General features: G+C 67.5%; 21 protein-coding genes and 2 pseudogenes. 14 read left to right on the top strand and 9 right to left on the bottom strand.

The features are described from left to right. Positions 1–50: 50 nt before the first annotated feature. The 4 genes from ABXG85_RS11580 to ABXG85_RS11565 are packed head-to-tail and all read left to right on the top strand — an operon-like array spanning position 51 to position 2,025. Positions 51–497: a hypothetical protein gene (locus tag ABXG85_RS11580; RefSeq protein ID WP_353513783.1), complete on the top strand. Its 447-nt coding sequence runs from the start codon at positions 51–53 to the stop codon at positions 495–497. Then, on the top strand, positions 472–1,065 hold the full coding sequence (locus ABXG85_RS11575; protein ID WP_353513782.1) for a MazG family protein: 594 nt from the start codon (positions 472–474) through the stop codon (positions 1,063–1,065). Before ABXG85_RS11580 ends, ABXG85_RS11575 begins: the two co-directional genes overlap by 26 nt. Before the next feature lie 29 nt (positions 1,066–1,094). Further along, a complete protein-coding gene (locus tag ABXG85_RS11570) occupies positions 1,095–1,565 on the top strand; it encodes an NUDIX hydrolase (protein ID WP_353513781.1) in 471 nt (156 codons plus the stop codon). Then, positions 1,528–2,025, top strand: a complete 498-nt coding sequence (locus ABXG85_RS11565) for a type 1 glutamine amidotransferase domain-containing protein (protein ID WP_353513780.1) — start codon at positions 1,528–1,530, stop codon at positions 2,023–2,025. The genes ABXG85_RS11570 and ABXG85_RS11565 overlap by 38 nt, the downstream gene beginning before the upstream one ends. On the opposite strand, the gene argB is transcribed toward ABXG85_RS11565, so the two are convergent. Together argB and ABXG85_RS11555 are read right to left on the bottom strand one after the other, a co-directional pair. Continuing rightward, a complete protein-coding gene (gene argB, locus ABXG85_RS11560; RefSeq protein WP_353513779.1) occupies positions 1,994–2,761 on the bottom strand; it encodes an acetylglutamate kinase in 768 nt (255 codons plus the stop codon). The two genes, ABXG85_RS11565 and argB, sit on opposite strands and share 32 nt — an antisense overlap. Continuing rightward, the gene (locus ABXG85_RS11555) at positions 2,754–3,245 is read right to left on the bottom strand and encodes a hypothetical protein (RefSeq protein ID WP_353513778.1); all 492 of its coding nucleotides are present in this window, start codon (positions 3,243–3,245) and stop codon (positions 2,754–2,756) included. Before ABXG85_RS11555 ends, argB begins: the two co-directional genes overlap by 8 nt. A 17-nt stretch (positions 3,246–3,262) precedes the next feature. Here ABXG85_RS11555 and dnaX point away from each other — a divergent pair, with 17 nt between their 5' ends. The 5 genes from dnaX to ABXG85_RS11530 all read left to right on the top strand — a co-directional run bounded on the left by dnaX (position 3,263) and on the right by ABXG85_RS11530 (position 8,456). Then, positions 3,263–4,849: a DNA polymerase III subunit gamma/tau gene (gene dnaX, locus ABXG85_RS11550; RefSeq protein WP_353513777.1), complete on the top strand. Its 1,587-nt coding sequence runs from the start codon at positions 3,263–3,265 to the stop codon at positions 4,847–4,849. A gap of 7 nt (positions 4,850–4,856) precedes the next feature. Then, complete coding sequence (locus tag ABXG85_RS11545) at positions 4,857–5,138, top strand: metal-sensitive transcriptional regulator (protein WP_039459634.1); 282 nt, start codon at positions 4,857–4,859, stop codon at positions 5,136–5,138. 1 nt (position 5,139) lies between these two features. Then, complete coding sequence (locus ABXG85_RS11540; RefSeq protein ID WP_353513776.1) at positions 5,140–5,622, top strand: phosphohydrolase; 483 nt, start codon at positions 5,140–5,142, stop codon at positions 5,620–5,622. A 67-nt stretch (positions 5,623–5,689) separates the two neighbouring features. Next, positions 5,690–7,540, top strand: coding sequence for a 2-oxoacid:acceptor oxidoreductase subunit alpha (locus ABXG85_RS11535; RefSeq protein ID WP_353513775.1), 1,851 nt, complete (start codon positions 5,690–5,692; stop codon positions 7,538–7,540). 1 nt (position 7,541) lies between these two features. Continuing rightward, a complete protein-coding gene (locus ABXG85_RS11530; RefSeq protein ID WP_353513774.1) occupies positions 7,542–8,456 on the top strand; it encodes a 2-oxoacid:ferredoxin oxidoreductase subunit beta in 915 nt (304 codons plus the stop codon). On the opposite strand, the gene ABXG85_RS11525 is transcribed toward ABXG85_RS11530, so the two are convergent. Continuing rightward, positions 8,453–9,721 carry an NAD(P)/FAD-dependent oxidoreductase gene (locus ABXG85_RS11525; RefSeq protein ID WP_353513773.1) on the bottom strand — a complete coding sequence of 423 codons (1,269 nt, stop codon included), beginning with the start codon at positions 9,719–9,721 and terminating at the stop codon, positions 8,453–8,455. The two genes, ABXG85_RS11530 and ABXG85_RS11525, sit on opposite strands and share 4 nt — an antisense overlap. 27 nt (positions 9,722–9,748) lie before the next feature. Here ABXG85_RS11525 and moaC point away from each other — a divergent pair, with 27 nt between their 5' ends. Together moaC and ABXG85_RS11515 are read left to right on the top strand one after the other, a co-directional pair. After that, positions 9,749–10,222 (top strand): cyclic pyranopterin monophosphate synthase MoaC, encoded by a 474-nt coding sequence (gene moaC / locus ABXG85_RS11520; RefSeq protein WP_353513772.1) that lies wholly within the window; start codon positions 9,749–9,751, stop codon positions 10,220–10,222. 29 nt (positions 10,223–10,251) lie between these two features. Then, on the top strand, positions 10,252–10,581 hold the full coding sequence (locus ABXG85_RS11515) for a NifB/NifX family molybdenum-iron cluster-binding protein (RefSeq protein ID WP_353513771.1): 330 nt from the start codon (positions 10,252–10,254) through the stop codon (positions 10,579–10,581). Here ABXG85_RS11515 and ABXG85_RS11510 read toward each other — a convergent pair. The 4 genes and pseudogenes from ABXG85_RS11510 to ABXG85_RS11495 all read right to left on the bottom strand — a co-directional run. After that, a complete protein-coding gene (locus tag ABXG85_RS11510) occupies positions 10,553–11,422 on the bottom strand; it encodes a hypothetical protein (RefSeq protein WP_353513770.1) in 870 nt (289 codons plus the stop codon). The two genes, ABXG85_RS11515 and ABXG85_RS11510, sit on opposite strands and share 29 nt — an antisense overlap. A gap of 7 nt (positions 11,423–11,429) precedes the next feature. Beyond that, entirely contained in the window at positions 11,430–12,893 is a 1,464-nt protein-coding gene (locus ABXG85_RS11505; RefSeq protein ID WP_353513769.1) for a phosphodiester glycosidase family protein, read from the bottom strand. Between the two features lie 37 nt (positions 12,894–12,930). Further along, positions 12,931–14,187, bottom strand: a complete 1,257-nt coding sequence (locus ABXG85_RS11500) for an RtcB family protein (RefSeq protein WP_353513804.1) — start codon at positions 14,185–14,187, stop codon at positions 12,931–12,933. Positions 14,188–15,297: 1,110 nt separating this feature from the next. Then, positions 15,298–15,801 (bottom strand): annotated as a pseudogene (locus ABXG85_RS11495) (RtcB family protein); the annotation flags it as partial. A gap of 103 nt (positions 15,802–15,904) precedes the next feature. Between ABXG85_RS11495 and ABXG85_RS11490 the strand changes: the two are divergent. Together ABXG85_RS11490 and ndk are read left to right on the top strand one after the other, a co-directional pair. Further along, positions 15,905–16,834 carry a PP2C family protein-serine/threonine phosphatase gene (locus tag ABXG85_RS11490; protein ID WP_353513768.1) on the top strand — a complete coding sequence of 310 codons (930 nt, stop codon included), beginning with the start codon at positions 15,905–15,907 and terminating at the stop codon, positions 16,832–16,834. A 23-nt stretch (positions 16,835–16,857) separates the two neighbouring features. Further along, the gene (gene ndk, locus ABXG85_RS11485) at positions 16,858–17,271 is read left to right on the top strand and encodes a nucleoside-diphosphate kinase (protein ID WP_353513767.1); all 414 of its coding nucleotides are present in this window, start codon (positions 16,858–16,860) and stop codon (positions 17,269–17,271) included. On the opposite strand, the gene ABXG85_RS11480 is transcribed toward ndk, so the two are convergent. Beyond that, on the bottom strand, positions 17,268–17,816 hold the full coding sequence (locus ABXG85_RS11480) for a LabA-like NYN domain-containing protein (protein WP_039459654.1): 549 nt from the start codon (positions 17,814–17,816) through the stop codon (positions 17,268–17,270). The genes ndk and ABXG85_RS11480 overlap by 4 nt on opposite strands. A 422-nt stretch (positions 17,817–18,238) precedes the next feature. Between ABXG85_RS11480 and ABXG85_RS11475 the strand changes: the two genes are divergently transcribed. Then, a complete protein-coding gene (locus ABXG85_RS11475; RefSeq protein WP_353513766.1) occupies positions 18,239–18,940 on the top strand; it encodes a hypothetical protein in 702 nt (233 codons plus the stop codon). Positions 18,941–18,952: 12 nt separating this feature from the next. On the opposite strand, the pseudogene ABXG85_RS11470 reads toward ABXG85_RS11475, so the two are convergent. Then, positions 18,953–19,201 (bottom strand): annotated as a pseudogene (locus tag ABXG85_RS11470) (16S rRNA (cytosine(1407)-C(5))-methyltransferase RsmF); the annotation flags it as partial. Positions 19,202–19,312 lie beyond the last annotated feature (111 nt).

The raw sequence follows: 19,312 nt of genomic DNA, 5'->3' as shown, positions 1-19,312 counted from the left end.
TAGGAGTTTTGAGGGGGACAAATGTACTTCACCGGGGTAAGATGCCCTCCATGCTCCGCTTGGCCGGGTTCCTCCTCATCCTCCCCTTCTTCCTCCAGCTCCTGGGCCTGGGGGATACCCCCTTGGGAGGCGGGCTTTGCGGGGAGGTCTTCCGCCTCCAAGACCCCGCTTTGGCCCTGCAGACCCCGGGCTTTTGGTACGGGCTCCTCTTCATGGTCCTCTTGGCCCTCGAGCTGGGCTATGGCCTTTCCCTTCTCCTCCTGCCCCTTTTGGAGGTGCGCCTGGGGCCTTCTTGGCTTCGGGCCGGGCGCTTTTTGGTGGGGGCGCTCGTTGTCCTTTTCCTCCTCACCCGCACCACCGGGCTTCCCCTGCCCACCCCGGCGGGAATCGCCTTGGAGCCCGCTCCCTTAGACCCCTTAAGCCTCCTCTTGGTGGGCCTCTCCCTGGTGGGCGGGCTCCTTTTGCGGGAGAATGGGGGGCATGGAACGCCTGCTTGAGGTGATGCGCCGCCTTAGGGGCCCCGGGGGATGCCCTTGGGACCGGGCTCAGACCCACGAGAGCCTGGTACCCTACCTCCTGGAGGAGGCCTCCGAGGCGGCGGACGCCCTCCTTCAGGGCAACCCCAAGGAGATGGCGGAGGAACTGGGGGATGTCCTCTTGCAGGTGGCCTTCCACAGCGTCATCGCCGAGGAGGAGGGGCGGTTTTCCTACGCCGATGTGGAAGGGGCCATCGTGGAGAAGCTTATCCGCCGCCACCCCCACGTGTTCGGGGAGGCGGAGGCCAAAACCCCGGAGGAGGTGAAGGCCCGCTGGGAAGACCTAAAGGCCCAGGAGGGGAAGCGGGAAGACCCCTGCGGCCTGCCCCAACGCCTGCCCACCCTCCTCCGGGCCTACGAGCTCCAGAAGAAGGGCATAGACCCCGGAAGCGAGGAAGGGCTCAAACGGGCCCTGGAAAAAGGGGACCTCGAGGAGGCGCTTTGGAACCTGGTGGGGCTTTTCGCCAAGCGGGGCCTGGACCCCGAGACCGCCTTAAGAAGGCGCTCCCTCAAGGCCTGCCGGAGGTAGCGCCGCCAGCGGGCTTCCGCCTGGCGGCGGTGGCCGTGCCCCTTTTGGGGGGCCACCTCCTCTTCACCCGGCGTAGCCCCCACCTCCCCACCCATGCGGGCCAGGTGAGCTTCCCCGGAGGGGTGGTGGAGCCGGGGGAAGGGGTGGTGGAGGCGGCCCTGCGGGAGGCGGCGGAGGAGGTGGGGCTAAAGGGGGTGGAGCCTTTAGGCTTCCTCTCCCCCACCCTTTCCCCCCAGGGGTTTTGGGTGCAGCCCGTGGTGGTCTATCGGGAGGACCTCCCCGCCCTAGAGCCCAACCCGGAGGAGGTGGCGGAGGTCCTCCTCGCCCCCTTGGAGGAGCTTTTACGCCTTTCCCCCTGGAGCGAACTGCGCCTGGGCCGCACCGTGTGGCACTTCCCCTGGCGGGGGGTGGATATCTGGGGGGTGACAGGGAATATCCTGAAGGAGTTCCTGGAGGTGTGGCGTGAGGCGCATCGGAATCCTGCTGGCGGACCTCTTTGACGAACGGGAGTTCCTTTACCCCTACTACCGGGTACTGGAGGCGGGCTACCTGCCGGTGGTCCTGGGGCCGGAGGCCCGGGAGTACCGGGCCAAGTCGGGCTTTGCCTGGAAGGCGGAGCTGGCGGCGGCGGAGGCCCCGGAGCTGGCTGGGCTTCTCATCCCCGGCGGGTTCGCCCCCGACTACCTGCGCCGGAGCCCGGCCGTGTTGGACCTGGTGCGGCAGGTGGCGGAAGCGGGCAAGCCCCTGGGCGCCATCTGCCATGCGGGCTGGGTCCTCATCAGCGCCGGGTTGGTGCGGGGCAAAAAGGTGACGGGGTTTGCCTCTATCCGGGACGACCTGGTGAACGCCGGAGGGCTTTACCAGGAGGAGGGGGTGGTGGTGGACGGCAACCTGGTGACCGCCCAGGGTCCGAAGGACCTCCCCGAGTTCATGCGGGCTTTTCTCCGGCTCCTAGGGTGAAGCGGGTCCCCACCTGGCCCAGGCGGACCCCCGCCAAGACCCCAGGCCCTCCCTTGGCGATGGCCGCCCAAGGGGCTCCGGCCCGAAGGGCCGCCAGGGCCGCCTCCACCTTGGGGATCATCCCCCCTTGGAGGACGCCTGCGGCTTTTAAGGCCTCCACCTCCTCCGGGGTGAGGCGGGAAAGGCGGGTGCTGGGGTCCTTGGGGTCGCGGTACACCCCTTCCACGTCGGTGAGGAAAAGGACGGGCCAGCCCAAGGCGCCGGCCACCGCCGCAGCGGCGGTGTCGGCGTTGACGTTTAGGGGGCCCTCCTCGTCCAGGGCGATGGGGGCGAGGATGGGGGTGTAGCCCTTGTCCAGGAGGTCCAAAAGGAGCCCCACCTCCACCCCCACCACCTCCCCCACTCGGCCCAGCTCCGGCAAGGCCCGGCCCCGAAGGCACAAGGCGTCCCGTCCGGAAAGGGCAATGGCCTTCCTGCCCCTTTTGGAAAGCCCCTCCGCCAGGCGTTTACCCGTGAGGTAAAGGGCCATCTCCACCGCCTCCACCTGCTCCTTGGGGGTGACGCGGAGGCCCCCCACGAAGCGGCTCTCGTACCCCAGCCGGGCCAGGAGGGCCCCGATCTCGGGGCCGCCTCCGTGGACCAGTACTAGGGGCCCGGGGTAGGCGGCGAGCTCGGAAAGGAGCTCGTCTGCGCCCCTTAAACTTCCCCCTACCTTCACCAAAAGGGCCTCACTCAAGGTAGACCACCTCCTCGGGCAAGCCTCCTTCCTCCTCCGCCTCCAGAAGGTCCCAAAACCCCAGGAGGGCGTGGTCGGGGTGGAGGCCGAGGTGGGCGGCCAGGGCTTGGACGGCGCTTTGGGGGGGCATCCGCGCCGCCTCTTGCAAAAGGGGAAGGAGGGCCTCAGGACCAAAGAGGGCCTCCCCCAGCTCCGGGCCCCGCCGAAGTTCCGCCACCCCCTTTCCCCCCTCCGCCAGGAGGAAGAGGAGGTCCTCCTCGTTCAAGACCAGGAAGGCCAGGGCCCGCCCTAGCCGGGAAAGCGCCTCCAGGAAGGCCTTTATGGCCTTTGGGTCCTCCTCGGCCTCGAGGGCCTCGTGGTAGAGGCTCACCCACGGGGTGTCGGGCACCACGTAAACCCCGGCCCCTCCCGTATTGTCCTGGGCCCAGGCCACCACCCGCTCTGGGGGGGCCTCCACGTGGAAGGAGAGGAAGCTCCGCACCACGACCTATACTAGCCCTTGTGAGCGCCCTCTACCGCCGGGTGCGCCCCCTCACCTTCGCCGAGGTGGTGGGCCAAGAGCACGTGAAGGAACCCCTTACCCGGGCCATCCGGGAAGGGCGGCTAGCCCAGGCCTACCTCTTCTCCGGCCCCCGCGGGGTGGGAAAGACCACCACCGCCCGCCTCCTGGCCATGGCCGTGGGGTGCCAAGGGGAGGAGCGCCCCTGCGGGGCCTGCGCCCACTGCCAGGCGGTGCAAAAAGGCGCCCACCCCGACGTGGTGGAGATCGACGCCGCCAGCAACAACTCGGTGGAGGACGTGCGGGAGCTTAGGGAAAGGATCCTCCTCGCCCCCCTTTCCGCCCCCAAGAAGGTCTTCATCCTGGACGAAGCCCACATGCTCTCCAAAAGCGCCTTCAACGCCCTCCTCAAGACCCTGGAAGAGCCCCCGCCCCACGTCCTCTTCGTCTTCGCCACCACGGAGCCGGAAAGGATGCCCCCCACCATCCTCTCCCGCACGCAGCACTACCGCTTCCGCCGCCTCACGGAGGAGGAGATCGCCGCCAAACTGGAGCGCATCCTCAAGGAGCTGGGCCGGCAAGCGGAACGGGAGGCCCTCCTCCTCTTGGCCCGCTTGGCGGACGGGGCCATGCGGGATGCGGAAAGCCTTCTGGACCGCCTTCTCCTCCTGGAAGACCCCCTCACCCGGGCCAAGGTGGAGGAGGCCTTGGGCCTTCCCCCCAAAGAGGCCCTCTTCGGCCTGGCCCAAGCCCTCGGGGAAGGACGGGTCAAGGAGGGGCTCGAGGCGGCGCGGAGGCTCTACGCCCAAGGCTTCGCTCCCCGAACCCTGGTGGGCGGGCTTATGGAAGCCTTGCGGGAGGCGCTTTACGCCGCCTACGGCCTTCCGGGAAGGCCCCTCGCCCTTCCCCCAGAGGCCCTCCTCGCCGCCCTCACCCGGCTGGACGAGGCCCTGGAACGCCTGGCCCGGCGCTCCGATCTTCTGGCCCTCGAGGCGGCCCTCCTCGTCGCCTTCGCTCCCCCCCAGGTCCAGGAGGAGGCGCCCAAGACCCAAGCCCCAGAACCCCCCTTGCTCGAGCCCGACCCCTCAGCCCCCGCACCCCCACCCCGCCAGGAGGAGGACTTAACCCCTCGTTTCCGCACCTTTTTGGAGGCCCTTCGGCCTACCCTGCGGGCCTTCGTGCGGGAGGCCAGGCCCGAGGTGGTGGGGTCCACCCTCTACCTCCGCTTCCCCGAAAGCAAGGCCTTCCACCACAAAAAGGCCGAGGAGCAAAGGGCGGCCCTTTTGCCCCTGGCCCAGGAGCACTTCGGCGTGGAGGAGGTCCTCTTCGTCCTGGAAAAAAAAAGCCCTGAGCCCGTAAGCCTTCCTCCCAAACCCACCCCCCGCATCCCAGAACCCCCCCCGGCGGCTCCCCCCAAGGAGGCCCCGGAAGAAGCCCCCAAGGACGAGGCGCCCCCGGAAGACCCCGAAACCCGCCTTCACCAGATCGCCCGCCTTTTGGGGGGAAGGCTCCTTTGGGTGCGCAAGCCCAAGGCCACGGAACCTGAGGAACCCATGAGCGAAGACAGCATAGGGGGTAGTGGTATATAATGGCCCCATGACCAAGACCACCGAGCTGGGACAGGACACCGTGGAGAACATCCTGAAGCGTCTAAGGCGCATCGAAGGCCAGGTTCGGGGCCTGCAGAAGATGGTGGCGGAAGGCCGCCCCTGCGACGAGGTCCTCACCCAGATGACCGCCACCAAGAAAGCCATGGAGGCGGCGGCCACCTTGATCTTGCACGAGTTCCTAAACGTCTGCGCCACCGAGGTTTCTGAGGGCAAGGTGGACCCCAAGAAGCCCGAAGAGATCGCCAACATGCTGAAGAAGTTCATCTAGAATGGCAAGCCGGCTCGCCCGGCTTAAAAAGCGGCTTTTTCGCCTTTTCCTGGCCTTCTTCCCCCAAAAGGCGGCGCCGGAAGATGGCTTCGCCTTGGCCTTCTTAAAGGGAAAGGAGCGGGCCCTTTACCTGGCCATGGACCCCCGGGACCGGGCCCATGCGGTGCGGGTAGCTCGCCGCCTCCTGAAAGCCCACCCGGAGGCCCCGCCGGAGGTGGTGCGGGCCGCGCTTCTCCACGACGCCGGCAAGGCCTTGAGACCCTACCGCCCTGTGGAGCGCATCCTCACCGGGCTCTTCGCCCCATCCCTTCCCCCCTACCCCTTGCGCTCCGGGCTTCTCGGCGCCTTCCAGGTGCGCCGCCACCATGCCCTCTACGCCGCAGAGCACATAGAAGACCCCGTGGTGCGGGCCCTGGTCCTGGAGCACCATGCGCCCCAGACCCTCTGGGGCAAACGGCTCCACCGAGCGGACCAGGAGGAGTGATTTGGGCAAATGCCCCTAGCCAACCCGAGGCATAAGGAGTAGCGTAGTCCTGAACCAAGGAGGGCTTATGGAAGAGTTCACTTGGCGCGTGGGCGGCCCCCAAGGGGGCGGGATAGAAACGGCGGCCACCCTCTTCGCCCGGGCCGTGGCCAAGGGGGGATGGTGGGTGGCCACCAAGCGGGAGTACCACTCCAACATCATGGGGCGGCACTCCTACCTGGACGTGCGCCTTTCCCGAAAACCGGTGGGGGCCTTCCGGGAAAGGGTGGACTTCCTGGTGGCCCTGGACGGGGAAACCCTGGCCCGCCACCTGGACGAGGTACGGCCCGGAGGGGTGCTCCTCTACGACCCCAAGGTGCTGGACCTCACGGTGCACAAACTCCCCATGCTGGACCACCGGGTGCAGGAGGCCTTGGCCACCCGCTTCGGCAAGAGGGACCCAAGCCTTAAGGAGATCCTCGCCGCCTACGCCGAGGCCGGCGTCCAACCCTTGCCTTACCCCTACGAGGAGGTGGCGGACCGCATCGGGGCGGAGCTCGAGGTGCCCTCTTTGCAGGCCCGGCGCACCCTGAACACCATCGCCGTGGCGGCCAGCCTCCACTTCCTGGGCTTTCCCCTAGAGCCCTTGCTGGAGGCCTTGGCCCTGCAGTTTAGGGGCAAGGTGCTGGAGCTTAACGAGAAGGTGGCGCAGGCGGTCTACCGGGAGGAGGTGCCGCGGCTTTCCCTTTCCCTCCACCGAAACGGCTACGAGCCGGGCCGGGTCTACCTCACCGGGGCCCAGGCCGCCGCCCTGGGGAAGCTCGCCGGGGGCCTCCGCTTCCAGACCTACTACCCCATCAGTCCGGCCACGGACGAAAGCGTCTACCTCGAGGCCCACACCGCCTTCCAAGGGGCGGACGTGGCCGTGGTGCAGACGGAAGACGAGATCGCCGCCGTGACCATGGCCGTGGGCGCCGCCCTCACCGGGGCCAAGGCGGCCACAGCCACCAGCGGCCCCGGCTTCAGCCTCATGGCCGAGGGGATGGGCTTCGCGGGGATGATCGAGGCCCCCCTGGTGGTGACCCTCTACCAGCGGGGCGGGCCCTCCACGGGGCTACCCACCCGCACGGAGCAGGGGGACCTCCTCTTCGCCATCCGGGGCGGGCACGGGGAGTACCCCAGGCTGGTCCTCGCCTCCGGCGACATCCTGGACGCCTTCCTGGACGCCCAAAAGGCCCTGGCCTGGGCCTGGCGGTACCAGACGGTGGTGGTCCACCTCCTGGACAAGTTCCTGGCCTCCATGGCGCAAAGCCTTCCCAAGGAGGCCCTCACGCCCCTTCCCCAAAACGGGGAAAAACGGCTGGCGCCACGAGAGGGCTTTGGCCCGTACGAGCGCTACGCCCCCGCGGAGGACGGGATCTCCCCCTTCATCCCCTTGGGAACCCCAGGGGGCTTTTACTGGATCACCTCGGACGAGCACGACCTCGAGGGGCACATCACCGAAGACCCCGTCCTCCGGGAGTACCAGATGGAAAAGCGCATGGAGAAGCTCCGCACCGCCCGGCGGGAAATCCCCCTGGAGGACCAGTACACCCTCTACCGCGACGGGGATGTCTTGGTCCTGGGCTTCGGCACGGTGAAGGGAACCCTCCTGGAGGCCCTGGACCACCTCCCCGGGGTGGGGTATTTGCACCTCAGGCTCCTTTGGCCCTTCCCCGAGATCGGCCCCCTCCTGGAGGGGAAGCGGCTCGTCACCGTGGAGCACAACTACTCCGGGCAACTCGCCGATCTGGTGCAGCAGGAAACCCTGAAGAAGGTCCACCACCGGGTGGTGAAGTACAACGGCCGCCCCATCACCCTGGATGAGGCGGTGGAGGCGCTCAAAGCGGTGCTCGCGGGGACAGCCCCCGGGCGCCTGGTCCTGAGGAAGGGAGTCTAGCATGGTGGAGCTTAAGCTGGCGGACTACAAGGCGGAAAAGCAGCCCGACTGGTGCCCGGGCTGCGGGGACTACGGCATCCTCTCCGCCCTCCAGATGGCCCTCTTTGAGCTGAAGAAGGACCCAAGCCAAACCGTGGTCTTCTCCGGCATCGGCTGCTCGGCCAAGACCCCCCACTACCTGAACGTCTACGGCGTCCACACCCTCCATGGGCGCGTCCTGCCCATCGCCCAGGGGGCCAAGCTGGCCAACCCCCACCTCACCGTGGTGGCGGTGGGCGGGGACGGGGACGGCCTCGGCATCGGGGCGGGGCACTTCGTGGCCGCAGGCCGAAGGAACGTGGACATGCTCTACATCCTCTACGACAACGAGGTCTACGGCCTCACCAAGGGGCAGGCGGGCCCCACCCTGGGCCTGGGGGAGAAGACCAAAAGCCTGCCCAAGCCCAACCCCCAAGGGCGCATCAACCCCCTCCTCCTGGCCTTCGCCTCGGGGTACACCTGGATCGCCCGGGGCTACGCCTACGACGTGAAGGGCCTGAAAGAGCTCATCAAGGAGGGGATCGCCCACAAGGGCTTAGCCTTCCTCCACGTCCTCCAGCCCTGCCCCACCTACAACGACCTGCACACCAAGGAGTGGTTCGCCCCCAGGCTCTACAGGCTCCAGGAGGAGGGCTACGATCCCTATGTCCCCGAGGGGCTTTCCCCCGAGGAGCTGGACCAGAAAATGGCTAAATTCCAGGAAAAAGCGGCGGAGTGGGGGGAAAGGATCCCCACTGGGGTCTTCTGGAAGGCGGAGGTGCCCACCTTCGAGGAGCGCCTCAAGGCCTACCTCCCCCGCTACCCCGAGGTCTACCCTGCCCAGGGGCAGAAGGAGGCTCTGGACCTGGAAGGCCTTCTCAAGGAGTTCGCCCTCTAAAGCTGCGCCCGGGCCGCCGCCCCCAGGGGGCGGTAATCGGGGTCGCGGTAGCGGGCCGGCAAGAAGGTAGTGGCCCAAGGGGGAAGGGCTTCTCCCAGGACCATCCGGGCCAGCACCTCCCCGGCCCCCAAGGCGGCCATGACCCCGTAGCCGGAAAAGGCGGCGAGGAGGTAAACCCCTTCGGCCACGGGACCCAAAAGGGGCAGGTTCTCGGGGGTGCGCACGTAGTACCCCCCGTCCACCCGGGGCCGCACCCCCAGGTAGGCCCTAAGGCCTGGCAAGATGGGGAAAAGGCCCCGTAGGGCCACCTCCCCCGCCCAGGAAGGCGGGGTGGGGCCACAGGCCCGGGGCTCCTCCGCCCGGGGCCAGGGGTTGTAGAGGGCGAGGAACCCTTCCCCCTCGGGCCGCCCGTGGGCCCCCGGGGGCAAGGGGCCGAGGAGGGGGGCGAGGTCCTCCGCCTCCTCGAGAAGGGCCCGCTCCTCGAGGGAGAAAATCTCCCCGGGCTCGTTCCAGATGAGGAGGGGAGCCTCCCGGGGAAAGCGGCGCAAGGGGTCGGGAAACCAGGCCTTGAAGTGGGGCTCGGCCACCACGGGAAGCCCGGGGTCCAGCCCCCGCAAGAGGGGCAGGAGGCCAGGGCCAGGAGCCAGGACCAGGGCGAGAAAGGGCCACACCGCTTCCTCCCCCTCCAGCCGCACCCGGGCGGAGCCCCTTCCTTCCAAGCCCAAAAACTCCCCCCGCACCACCCGTCCCCCCGCCGCCCGCAAGGCCTCCAGCAGGGCCATTCCCAGGCCCTGGGCAGAGAGCCAGCCCGCCCTTCGCACGTGGAGCCCCGCCTTGGCCTTCAGGTGGGCCAGGTAAGGGAAAACCTCCCCCAAGGCCCCAGGCAAGAGGAGGTCCATCCCCGCCTCCGCCCCCTGGGGGTAGGTGGCGGCCCTTCGGTGGACCCGCAAGGGCCCGGCGTGGGAAGCGGCCTGGGCCAGGGCGAGGAGGTTTTCCGCCTGGCCCAGGTAGAGGTAGCCCCGGGGCTTCATCCGGGCCGCCTCCGCCAAGGAACCGAGGCACGCTAGGCTATGGGCCACCAAGGCGGCCAGGGACTCCTCCCCGGGCCAGAAGACCCGGTAGCACTCGGTGGACTTGTCGCTGGTGCAGGAAAGGGGGGCTTCCCGCTCCAAGACCAGCACCGGAAGGCCCTTCCGGGCCAAGAAATAGGCGGCGGATAATCCCAAGATCCCTGCCCCCACCACCAAGACGCCTTCCTTGGGCATTTGTCCCCAGGGTACTACACTGGGACCATGGACCTCACCCACTTCAAGGACGGCAAGCCCCATATGGTGGACGTGACGGAAAAGCCTAAGACCTTCCGCACCGCCACCGCCGAGGCCTATGTGGAGCTCACGGAGGAGGCCCTCTTGGCCTTGGAACGGGGCGGGGTGGGCAAGGGGGACCCCCTGGCGGTGGCCCAACTCGCCGGCATCCAGGGGGCCAAGAAGACGGCGGACCTCATCCCCCTCTGCCACCCCCTTCCCCTCACGGGGGTGGAGGTGAAGGTGGAGCTTCTGCGGGAGGCCAAGCGGGTGCGCATAGAGGCCACGGCCCGCACCAAGGCGGAAACCGGGGTGGAGATGGAGGCCCTAACCGCCTGCGCCGTGGCCGCCCTCACCGTCTACGACATGCTCAAGGCGGCCTCCAAGGGGCTCGTGATCTCCCAGGTGCGCCTCCTCCACAAGGCCGGGGGGAAAAGCGGGGAGTGGCGGCGGGAGGAATGACCTTTACCCCTGGGGTGTATCCTAAAGCTATGCGCGTCGCCATCGCTTTAGGCAAGGAGGAAGGCCGCGTCTACCCTGGGCCCTTCGGCCACGCCCCCCGCTACGCCATCTACGAGGTGGAAGGGGAAACCCTCCGGCTGTTGGAGGTGCGGGAAAACCCCCACGCCAAGGAGCACGGGGAGGAGAAGCACGCCAAGATGCGGGCCCTCCTCCAGGACGTGGACCTCAAGGTGGGGGCCCGCTTCGGCCACGGGGGGTCCTTGGGGGCTTTTCCCGTGGCGGAGCGCCTCGAGGTGGGCCCCGTTTCCCTGGAAGAGGCCCTGGCCCTCCTCAGGGGGCAGCGAAATACCGCTGGATGAGCTCGCGGGCCTCGGGGGGCAAGGGGGTCTTTTCCAAATAGACCTCCACTCCCCGCCGCACCCTTTCGGGGGGCTCCCCCGAGGTCCAAGGGGAAGGCAGGAGGGCGCCTTCCCCTTCCCCTGGGGAAAGAAGCCCCGCTTCCTGCCCCAGGGGGGCCAGGGGGAGCACGGGCGCGCCCTCTTGGGTGTCCCCTGGGCCCGGGCCTACCCCCCTTGCCCCAGAGCCCGGGGAAGCCTTCTCCCCCCTAGCCCCATCCGAGGCTGGGGTGCGTTCCCGCCCCCCCTCCCCCTGGGGCGCGCCGCTTCCTGGGGAAGGCGCGGGGTTTTCCCCTGGGGGCGCCCCGTTCCCCGAAATCCCTTCCCCTTCCTGGGATGTTCCGTTCCCCCGGGCCTCCCCCCCAGGGGCTGGGGAACCCTCCCCTTGCCCTTCTGCCCCGGAAGTCCCTTGGGGCGGGGCGGGCCGCTCCAGGCTGGGCAAAGCCCACGGGGCCGCACCCCCTTCCGCCCGCCAGGCGGCGAGGAGAAGGGCCAAGAGCAAGGCCAGGAGGTAGAGGAGTAAAAGCCCATGGGGAAAGGGGGGAAGCCTTAGGGGGGCTTTCCTCACCTCCGCCCAAAGCCTTTCCTCCCCGTAGGCCAAGGCGGTGGGGTAAGCGAGGGTTACCCGGGTGATCTCCCTTAGGGCCCTTCCCTCCCAAAGGCGGCTGGGTAGGAGGAGACCCAAGGGGGAAAGGAGGGCAAACAGGGGGTGGAAAAGGCCCAAGAGGGCGAGGCCCAGGGCCAAGAGGAGGCGGTGGCGCCAGGCCAGGCGGCTGGCGTAAGCGCGGTGGAACCCGGGGCCCACAAGGGGATTATGGCGCAAACAGGGCCAGGGCGCTCACCACGGGGCGGGGGCTCCCCGGGTAAGGGCTTCGCAGCATCCCCTTCACCCAAAGCTGGGCCGAGCCGCCCCCGTCCATCCTGAGGGCGTTCCAGGCCCCCAAGGCGAGAAGGGCCCGGGCCAGAACCCCCGGGGTGGTGGGCTCGGAAACCACAAGCCAAAGCCTGCCCTCCTTGGTCCAGGCCACCGCCGCCTGGGGGGCCACGGCCAAAAGGGGCCTTGGGTCCTTGAAGTTCTCCTGGGCCGGGTCAAAGGCGTACTGGCCCTCCCGGACAAGGAGGGGCCCCCCTTCCAGGGCGTAGCGGAAGGGAGGGTCTAGCCGCCCGTAGAGGCTTAGGCGGTCCCCCAGGCCCAAGGGAAAGGGCGGGGCATTCCGGGGATAGGTGAGGGCCCAGACCCCGGGGGGAAGCTCCGCGGGAGCGGGCAGGAGAGCCACCACCCGGTCCCCCCGCACCAGGGCCACCTCCTCCCCTTCCCGCCCCACGGGGCCCGGCACGGTGTGGGCGGTGTAGCGGGCCCTCGAGGCGTTCACCCCCACCCGCACCCTCTCCCCCTTTGGCCCCGCCACCACAGCCTCAAAGCGGGGAAGGCCCAGGAAGAAGGTGAACGCGTCCCACATCAGGGCGGCGCGGCCGAAGGGATAGGAGACCGTGACCCCGTCCTGGACCCAAAGCCCAATGGGGGTGGCGGTCTTGGGGTCAAAGTAGCCCCCGTTCAGGACGGCCAGGGCCCCCGGGGCCAGGTCCTTGGGAAGGGCCCTTTTCCCCGGGGTGCCCACGGGCAGAAGCCTTCCCCCTTCCGCCTCCACCAGGTAAAGCCTTAGGGGCTCCGGGGTGAAGGCCCAGGCCTCGCGGTAGCGCACCCCCACGGTCAAGACCTCCTCCACCTCCGGGGCCAAGGGATAGAGGTCCAGGACCAGGCGGGGCGGGTTTTGCAGGTAAAAAAGCCGATAGCGAAGGAGCTTACCGGGGGCGGAAAGGGTTAGCTCCGTGCCCTCCGGAAGGAGCCGCACCGAGGGGGAAAGGCCCTTAGGCCAAGGGACCTCCAAAGCCTGGGGCGCCAAGTAGGGAAGGAGGAGGCTTGCGCTTTCCCGCCCCGTCCCCTCCTGGGGCCCTTGGGAAGAGGGGGCGGGAAGGTCCAGGACCAACCGGAAGGCGCGCCCCTGGTTCCCAAAGCGCACCCCGGCCTCCGGCACCCGGAAGTAGCCCAGGGCCTTTAGGGTTTCCAAGGGAAACCTCTCCCCTTCCGGGGCGGGCAGGTCCGCCCCCAAAGGCTCGGCCCAGCCCACCCCGGGCACGTACACCCAGCGCTTCCCACCCCCCTCGTACACCCAGGCCCCCCCCTCTTCCCGGAAGGTGAGGCCAAGCTGGCCAACGGGAAGAAGGGTCTGGCCCAGGGCTAGACCCAGGAAAAGAAGAAGGGCTAGCCGCCTCATCCTTCCATCCAACCAGGCGTTTCTGAGAGGCGGATGGCTACCCCTTCACCACGATGAGGGGCCGAAGCCGGGCCACCTTCTTGCCGATCCCCGCCCCCTCCACCGCCTCCACCACCAGGGAGACGTCCTTGTAGGCCTCGGGCATCTCCTCGTCCACCGTGGCCCGGGTGGCGGCCCGCACCAGGATGCCCCGTTCCGCCAGCTCCTTCACCAGGTTGCGCTCCCGGGCCACCCGCTTGGCCTGGTGGCGGCTCATCTTCCGCCCCGCCCCGTGGCAGCTGGAGCCGAAGGAAACCTCCATGGCCTTGGCCGTGCCCGCCAGGACGTAGGAGTAGCGGCCCATGTCCCCCGGCACCAGGACGGGCTGGCCCACCTGGCGGTACTCCGGGGGGATCTCGGGGTTGCCGGGGCCAAAGGCCCGGGTGGCTCCCTTGCGGTGGACCAGGACCCGCCGCCCCCGGTGCTCCTCAAACTTGGCGTTGTTGTGGGCCAGGTCGTAAAGGACCCTCAGGCCGTGGTCCCGGGGGGTAAAACCCACCGCCTCAAAGGCCTCCCGCACGAAGTGGGCGATGAGCTGGCGGTTGGCGAAGGCGAAGTTAGCGGCGGCGGCCATGGCCTGGAGGTAGTCTTGGCCCTCCGGGCTCTTGATGGGGGCCGCCGCCAGCTGCTTGTCCACCAGCTCGATCTCGTAGCGAGGGGCCACCTTGAGGAAGCGCTCCACGTAGTCCTGGCAGACCTGGTGGCCCAGGCCCCGGCTTCCCGTGTGGATGAGAACGGTGATCTGGCCCCTAAAGAGCCCGTAGGCCTCCGCGGCCTCGAGGTCGTACACCTCGTCCACGTACTGCACCTCCAGGAAGTGGTTTCCGCTTCCCAGGGTGCCAATCTGGGGAGCCCCCCGCTCAAAGGCCCTTTCCGAAACCTTGTCGGGGTTGGCCCAGGGCAGGCGGCCCTCAGACTCGATGAAGCGCACGTCCTCGGGGTAGCCGAACCCCCGCTTCACCAGCCACCCTGCCCCCTCCTTCAGGATCTCCTTGAGCTCCCGCTTGCTGAAGCGCACGTCCCGCCGTTCGCTCCCCACCCCCGAGGGGATGAGGCGGTAAAGGACGTCGGCGAGCTCCCGCTGGCGGGGAAGGAGGTCTTCCAGGGTGAGGTGGGAAGCCAAAAGGCGGACCCCGCAGTTGGAAACCACGAACCCTTCGGCCACAAAGTTGTGGTCCGGATGGGCCATGGAAAGGTCGTAAACCCTTCCCCCATGGGGTACCCGCTCCACGGCCACCACCGGGTCAAAGAGCATGCCCTCGGAAACCGCCACGAACTCGGGGAAGGTGGGAAAGCCTTGGAGAGGGAGGGAAGGGCGCTCCTCGTAATGGGTGGGCTCCGCGAAGCGGCGGAAGGCCCCAGGCCCGGGGGCGATGGCCTCCACCGAATAGCCCGCCCGGCGCAGCGCCCAAGCCTTCTCGGCCAGGGCCCCCCGCCCAGCCAGGTAGGCCTCCTTCTTCCGAAGGTAAAAGGCGGCCAGAAAGGCTAGCCGGGCCTTGGTGGGGGCGTAGGCGTAGCCTACTTCCTCGTAAAGCCGGGCCAGGTTTTCCGGGGTGGACCGGAGGAGGAGCTCGAAGCGGGGGGAAGGGTCCTTTGGCCCCTCCCAATCCGCCTCTTCCCGCAGGTCCTGCACCTCCAACCCCAAGGAGGCAACCAGCCGGGCGAGGTCCTGCATGAACGCGCGCCCCTCCTCCAGGGCGCTTCCACGCCCGGAATGGGAGAGGAGTGGGGGCATGAGGGTGTGGCCATGGCCCCTCACCGCCCTGGGCGCAGAGAGCCCCGCCCCGAAAAGCCCCGCCAGGAAGTTGGCCTTAAGCCACGAGGGAAGGGCAAAAAGCCAGAGGGGAAGCCCAGGCCCCCGCTTGGCCCCCTCGGGAAGCCCGAGGGCGCGGAGGAGGAGAAAGAGGGCGCGAGAGGATACCTTAAGCCTAGCCTCCTCCCTGGAAAAGGCCCGGCCCCGGGAGCCGGGGTGGCGCCGGCGCAGATAAGGCCCCCCCGCCCGGAAGCCCAGACGCTCCAGATCGGCCTTGGCCTCCAGGAGACCTTCCCTTTCCCCGTAGAGGAGGAGGTAGGCCCTTCCCCCAGAGCGGTACAGGGTCCCACCCCCCAGGGCGTACCCCATCAAGCGCAAAAGGGCCGGCAGGTGGGGGTGGTCCGCCTTAAGGGGGAGAAGCCCCCGCGCCCGGAGCTCCGAAAGGGCCCGGGGAAAGCCCAGCTCCTTAGCCCAAGCCTCCGCCACCTCCTCCCCCACAAGGGTCAAGGGAGGGGGCGGTTCGTACGGGAGCCCCCGGAAGGGGTGCACCGCCACCAGGTCGCCCGGCCGCAGTTCGCCCGCAGGGCGCATCCCTGCGGGCGTGTAGACCGGGTGGTCGGGGGTGGCCTCGAGGACAAAGCCCCCTTCGGTGCGGAGGCGCACCAGCTCCTCCCCTTCCCGGGAAAGGAGGAAAAGGGCGCGCGCCGCCTCGGGGCGCTCCCCTAAGCGCCAGGCCACCAAAAGGGGATCCCGCTCTTGGGCGAGTTCCTCTATGGGCCGAGTGTAGCGGTCATGGGCCAGGATGCGGGTTCCTGCGGGAAGGCAGTTGATGTCAAACCCTACCCCACCCGGGCTCACCACCCCGCCCTCCTCCGGGTCAAAGGCCGCCACCCCGCCGATGGGGAAGCCGTAGCCCCAGTGGATGTCGGGCATGGCCAAAGCTGGCTCCACGATGCCGGGCAGGGTGGCCACGTTCATAAGCTGCTGCAAGGAGGCGTAGTTTTCCCCCTCCAGGTCCTTGAGGATCTCCTCCGAGGCAAAGAAGACGGCGTCCACCCGCATCTTGCCCTGTTTGGGGATGCGGTAGGTGTAGGGGGCGATCTTTTCAAAGCGCATGGCGCCCTCCCAAAACAAAACCGCCGGGCTTTTGGGGCCCGGGCTTACCTTTAAGATACCGCCCTATGCGGTATGCGTCAAGGTTATGCGGTAAAATCCCCCCGTGCCGGAGCTCTCCTTTGCCCTGGAAACCCACCCCGGCCGCAAGCGCCCCAAGAACGAGGACGCCGTGGGCCACGCCCTCACCCCTTGGGGCGGCGCCTTCGTGGTGGCGGACGGGATGGGGGGGCACCGCACCGGGGAGGTGGCGGCCAGGCTGGCGGTGGAAACCATCCTGGAGCACCTGAAGGACAAGGAACCCTCCCCCAAAGCGCTCCTGGAGGCCTTTGAGCGGGCCAACGAGCGCATCTTCCACGAGGCCCAGCGCCCGGAGAACCGGGGCATGGGCACCACCGCCACCTGCTTGGTCCTGGACCTCCCCTACGCCCTCATCGCCCACGTGGGGGACTCGAGGGCCTACCTCCTCCGCCAAGGGGAGCTCTCCCTCCTCACCGAGGACCACTCCTGGGTGGCGGAAAGGGTGCGCCAAGGCCTCCTCACCCCCGAGGAGGCCCGGACCCACCGCTGGCGCAACGTGATCACCAACGCCCTGGGTTCCTTCCCCCAGGCCCGGGTGGACCTCCTGGGGCTCAAGCTGGAGCCAGGAGACGTGTTTCTCCTTTGCACCGATGGGCTTTCCGGGGTGCTGGACGAGCGCACCCTGAAGGAAGTCCTCAAGACCTTCCCTCCCCAGGAGGCCGCCCAGCGCCTGGTGGCCCTGGCCAACGAGTGGGGCGGTCCCGACAACGTGAGCGCCATCGTGGTGCGGGTGCCGGAGGAGCTCCCCGCTGGGAACCGGCCCTACGCCCTGCCCCTCGAGGCCGCCCGGGGGGCCCCGGTGCGCCTAAAACTGGGGGAGGAGCCCGACGAGCTCCCCACCCAGGTCTTAGAACCGGAAAAACGCCCCCGCATCGGCTGGCGGGACGTGCTCCTCATCGCCCTTTGGATCCTGGTGGTGGGTTACATCCTCTTGGGCTACTTCAAAGGCCCCTGAGGACCTGGTAGACTCCTAGGGGTATGGAGCGCACCTTCGTCATGATCAAACCCGACGGCTTCCGGCGCGGCCTGGTGGGGGAAATCCTCGCCCGGTTTGAGCGCAAGGGCTTCCGCATCGTGGGGCTAAAGGCCCTCAAGCTCTCCCAGGAACTGGCGGAAAAGCACTACGCCGAACACCGGGAAAAGCCCTTCTTTCCCGGCCTGGTGGGCTTCATCACCTCAGGGCCGGTGGTGGCCATGGTCCTGGAAGGCCCCAACGCCATCGCCGAGGTGCGCAAGATGATGGGGGCCACCCACCCCAAAGACGCCCTCCCGGGCACCATCCGCGGGGACTACGCCACCACCATCGACGAGAACGTGATCCACGGCTCGGCCACCCCGGAGGACGCCCAAAGGGAGATCGCCCTCTTCTTCCGCCCCGAGGAGCTCCTCTAGCCCTCCCCGCCCTCGGGAGCCTGGGGGAGGCTTGGCGCCCTAAGCCTCTCCCAGGGAAAATCGTCCAGGGGGTAGAAGCGGTCCGCCTGCTGGGCCAGGCGGTGGGAGGAAAGGGCGTGGAAGGTGGTGTTCTCCACCTGCTTGCCCATGTCCTGCACCACCCGCACCACCTCGGCGAAGTCCCCATCCCCCGAAACCAAAACCGCCACGTCATAAGCGTCGGCGTAGGCCAGGCGCAGGATGTCAATGGCGATCTGGATGTCCACCCCCTTTTCCACAAAACCGTCCGCCCGGCGCTCCAGCCGCCCCAGGCGCACCGCCACATAGGGTACCCGCTTCAGGTAATTGAGGAAGCTTTGGTGGGCCTTGGCCGCAGGGTCTTCTGGGGGCAGGGGGGCGTTGTAGTAGTAGGCGCGAAGAAGCCGCCTCCCAGCGGTGAGAAGGGTGATGAACTCCACAAAGTTCAGCCGATAGTCCGAGCCCAGGTGTTGCACCAACCCCTTGTAGAGGTTGGAGCCGTCAATAAATATGGCCACCCTTTCCATAATCGGCCCGCCCCTTTCCGGGCACCCTCAGTTTAGCCCGGGGGCGTGAGAAAGTTTATAGCCCACCGCTCCATGAGCGGTGGGGGAGGCATACCAGCTTCAGCTTCGCCCTTTCGGGCGAGGCCATCCTATCATGGTTTTCTCAAAATACGCAAGATTATCTGGGCAACCCCCTCGTACCCCAGCCAGACACACCCACGGCGCAGGAGCCATCCCTTTGAACCTGTTGAACCGGACACTCTTTATTAGCTTCTGCCCCGCTTGCACCTGGTCGGGGCCTTTCCCTGCCTGAGTTCCCCCACCGCCTCACAGAACTCCCGCCGCTTCAACCCTAGGTTCACGGGAAGGAACCGAACGTCAAGGAAATCTACCCAAGAACGAGTTGACATTTTCTGGGAAAAGGCATATCCTTTGCGCAAGGCATGAAAGGGATCCAGATTGTTATCTGGCAAAAAGTTGCGGAGCTTTGGGAAAACCACCAACTCCCTCTTGAGGGGGAAATGGGGGGCAAAAATATACGGATCTTGTTCAATCAAACGCCATCTCCAGATGGCGCAAAGGGGGTTTTCCTGCTCTTGCCCCAAGAATGGGTGTGGGAGGAGCCTCCCCAAAACCCCACCAACTTAGAGGAACATCTGCTTTGCCAGTTGCACATGGAAAACAAAGATCTGGAGGGGGTTCTGTCGATCAAGAGGACGTTGGAGAAGCTCGCGCGGGAAGGAAATATCGATCACCGCGAAGCCAATATCCAACACGCCTTTGAAAGGTACACGGAAAGATGGCTTAAAGAGTCGGGTTTATCCTACACGCGCCCGTCGCCTGGAGAGAAGAGCGATTTTGATTTTCGTGTTCAAAACGGAAGAGAAACCGTATGTCTGGAAGTGAAAAGCGATCGATATTGGTATACCGGGAATATTTCCTTGGAGCTCATCCGCGACTATAGAAGCAGCTTCATCGATCCCCTAAACGCGGGGTCGCTCGTAAAAACCCAGGCTCACCTTTGGCAGGTATACTACTACGACGACCAGCAGGGAAAATTTGACGCCAAGGTATTCCGCGTCTCAAAGCTTCTAGAAAAAGCCTCCTACGTCCTCGAGCACCTGGGAAAACAGCAATGCACCTAGGAAACGGATCCCTCAAAGCCTAACCCCCACGGGCCGCAGCACCCCTCCCTTGGCCTTGCCAAAGTCCAAGGGGAGCTCCCCCACCCCCGTCCGTAACACCACCAAGGCCAAGGCCACGTCCTCCCCCTCCCACCTCACCCCTTCCCCCGTGGCGAAGGAAAGAGCCCTGGGGTCTTCTGGCGCCAGGGCTAGCCGGGGTAGCCCTGGCCAAGGCAGGGTGGCCCCGAAGGCCAGGGCCAGGGCCTTAGCGCCCACATTCCGCACCCCCTTCACTCCAGCAGGTAATATCGCCCGGCCCCCAGGAGGCGCGCCGCGGTCTCGTGATGGGGAGCCAGGTTGAGGACGAACCACCTGCCCCCCAGCTCCACCAGT

Source organism: Thermus sp. LT1-2-5 (assembly GCF_040363165.1).
In the GTDB taxonomy this organism is placed as follows: Bacteria; Deinococcota; Deinococci; order Deinococcales; family Thermaceae; genus Thermus.
The sequence above is the reverse complement of the archived record's forward strand: the minus strand, read 5'-3'. Positions and strand labels throughout refer to the sequence as shown.

Coding starts and splice junctions, on each gene's coding strand:
- ABXG85_RS11580 (WP_353513783.1), top strand. CDS start 51: ATGCTCCGCTTGGCCGGGTTCCTCCTCATCCTCCCCTTCTTCCTCCAG.
- ABXG85_RS11575 (WP_353513782.1), top strand. CDS start 472: ATGGGGGGCATGGAACGCCTGCTTGAGGTGATGCGCCGCCTTAGGGGC.
- ABXG85_RS11545 (WP_039459634.1), top strand. CDS start 4,857: ATGACCAAGACCACCGAGCTGGGACAGGACACCGTGGAGAACATCCTG.
- ABXG85_RS11540 (WP_353513776.1), top strand. CDS start 5,140: ATGGCAAGCCGGCTCGCCCGGCTTAAAAAGCGGCTTTTTCGCCTTTTC.
- ABXG85_RS11535 (WP_353513775.1), top strand. CDS start 5,690: ATGGAAGAGTTCACTTGGCGCGTGGGCGGCCCCCAAGGGGGCGGGATA.
- ABXG85_RS11530 (WP_353513774.1), top strand. CDS start 7,542: ATGGTGGAGCTTAAGCTGGCGGACTACAAGGCGGAAAAGCAGCCCGAC.
- ABXG85_RS11525 (WP_353513773.1), bottom strand. CDS start 9,721: ATGCCCAAGGAAGGCGTCTTGGTGGTGGGGGCAGGGATCTTGGGATTA.
- moaC (WP_353513772.1), top strand. CDS start 9,749: ATGGACCTCACCCACTTCAAGGACGGCAAGCCCCATATGGTGGACGTG.
- ABXG85_RS11515 (WP_353513771.1), top strand. CDS start 10,252: ATGCGCGTCGCCATCGCTTTAGGCAAGGAGGAAGGCCGCGTCTACCCT.
- ABXG85_RS11505 (WP_353513769.1), bottom strand. CDS start 12,893: ATGAGGCGGCTAGCCCTTCTTCTTTTCCTGGGTCTAGCCCTGGGCCAG.
- ABXG85_RS11500 (WP_353513804.1), bottom strand. CDS start 14,187: ATGCTCTTTGACCCGGTGGTGGCCGTGGAGCGGGTACCCCATGGGGGA.
- ndk (WP_353513767.1), top strand. CDS start 16,858: ATGGAGCGCACCTTCGTCATGATCAAACCCGACGGCTTCCGGCGCGGC.
- ABXG85_RS11480 (WP_039459654.1), bottom strand. CDS start 17,816: ATGGAAAGGGTGGCCATATTTATTGACGGCTCCAACCTCTACAAGGGG.
- ABXG85_RS11475 (WP_353513766.1), top strand. CDS start 18,239: ATGAAAGGGATCCAGATTGTTATCTGGCAAAAAGTTGCGGAGCTTTGG.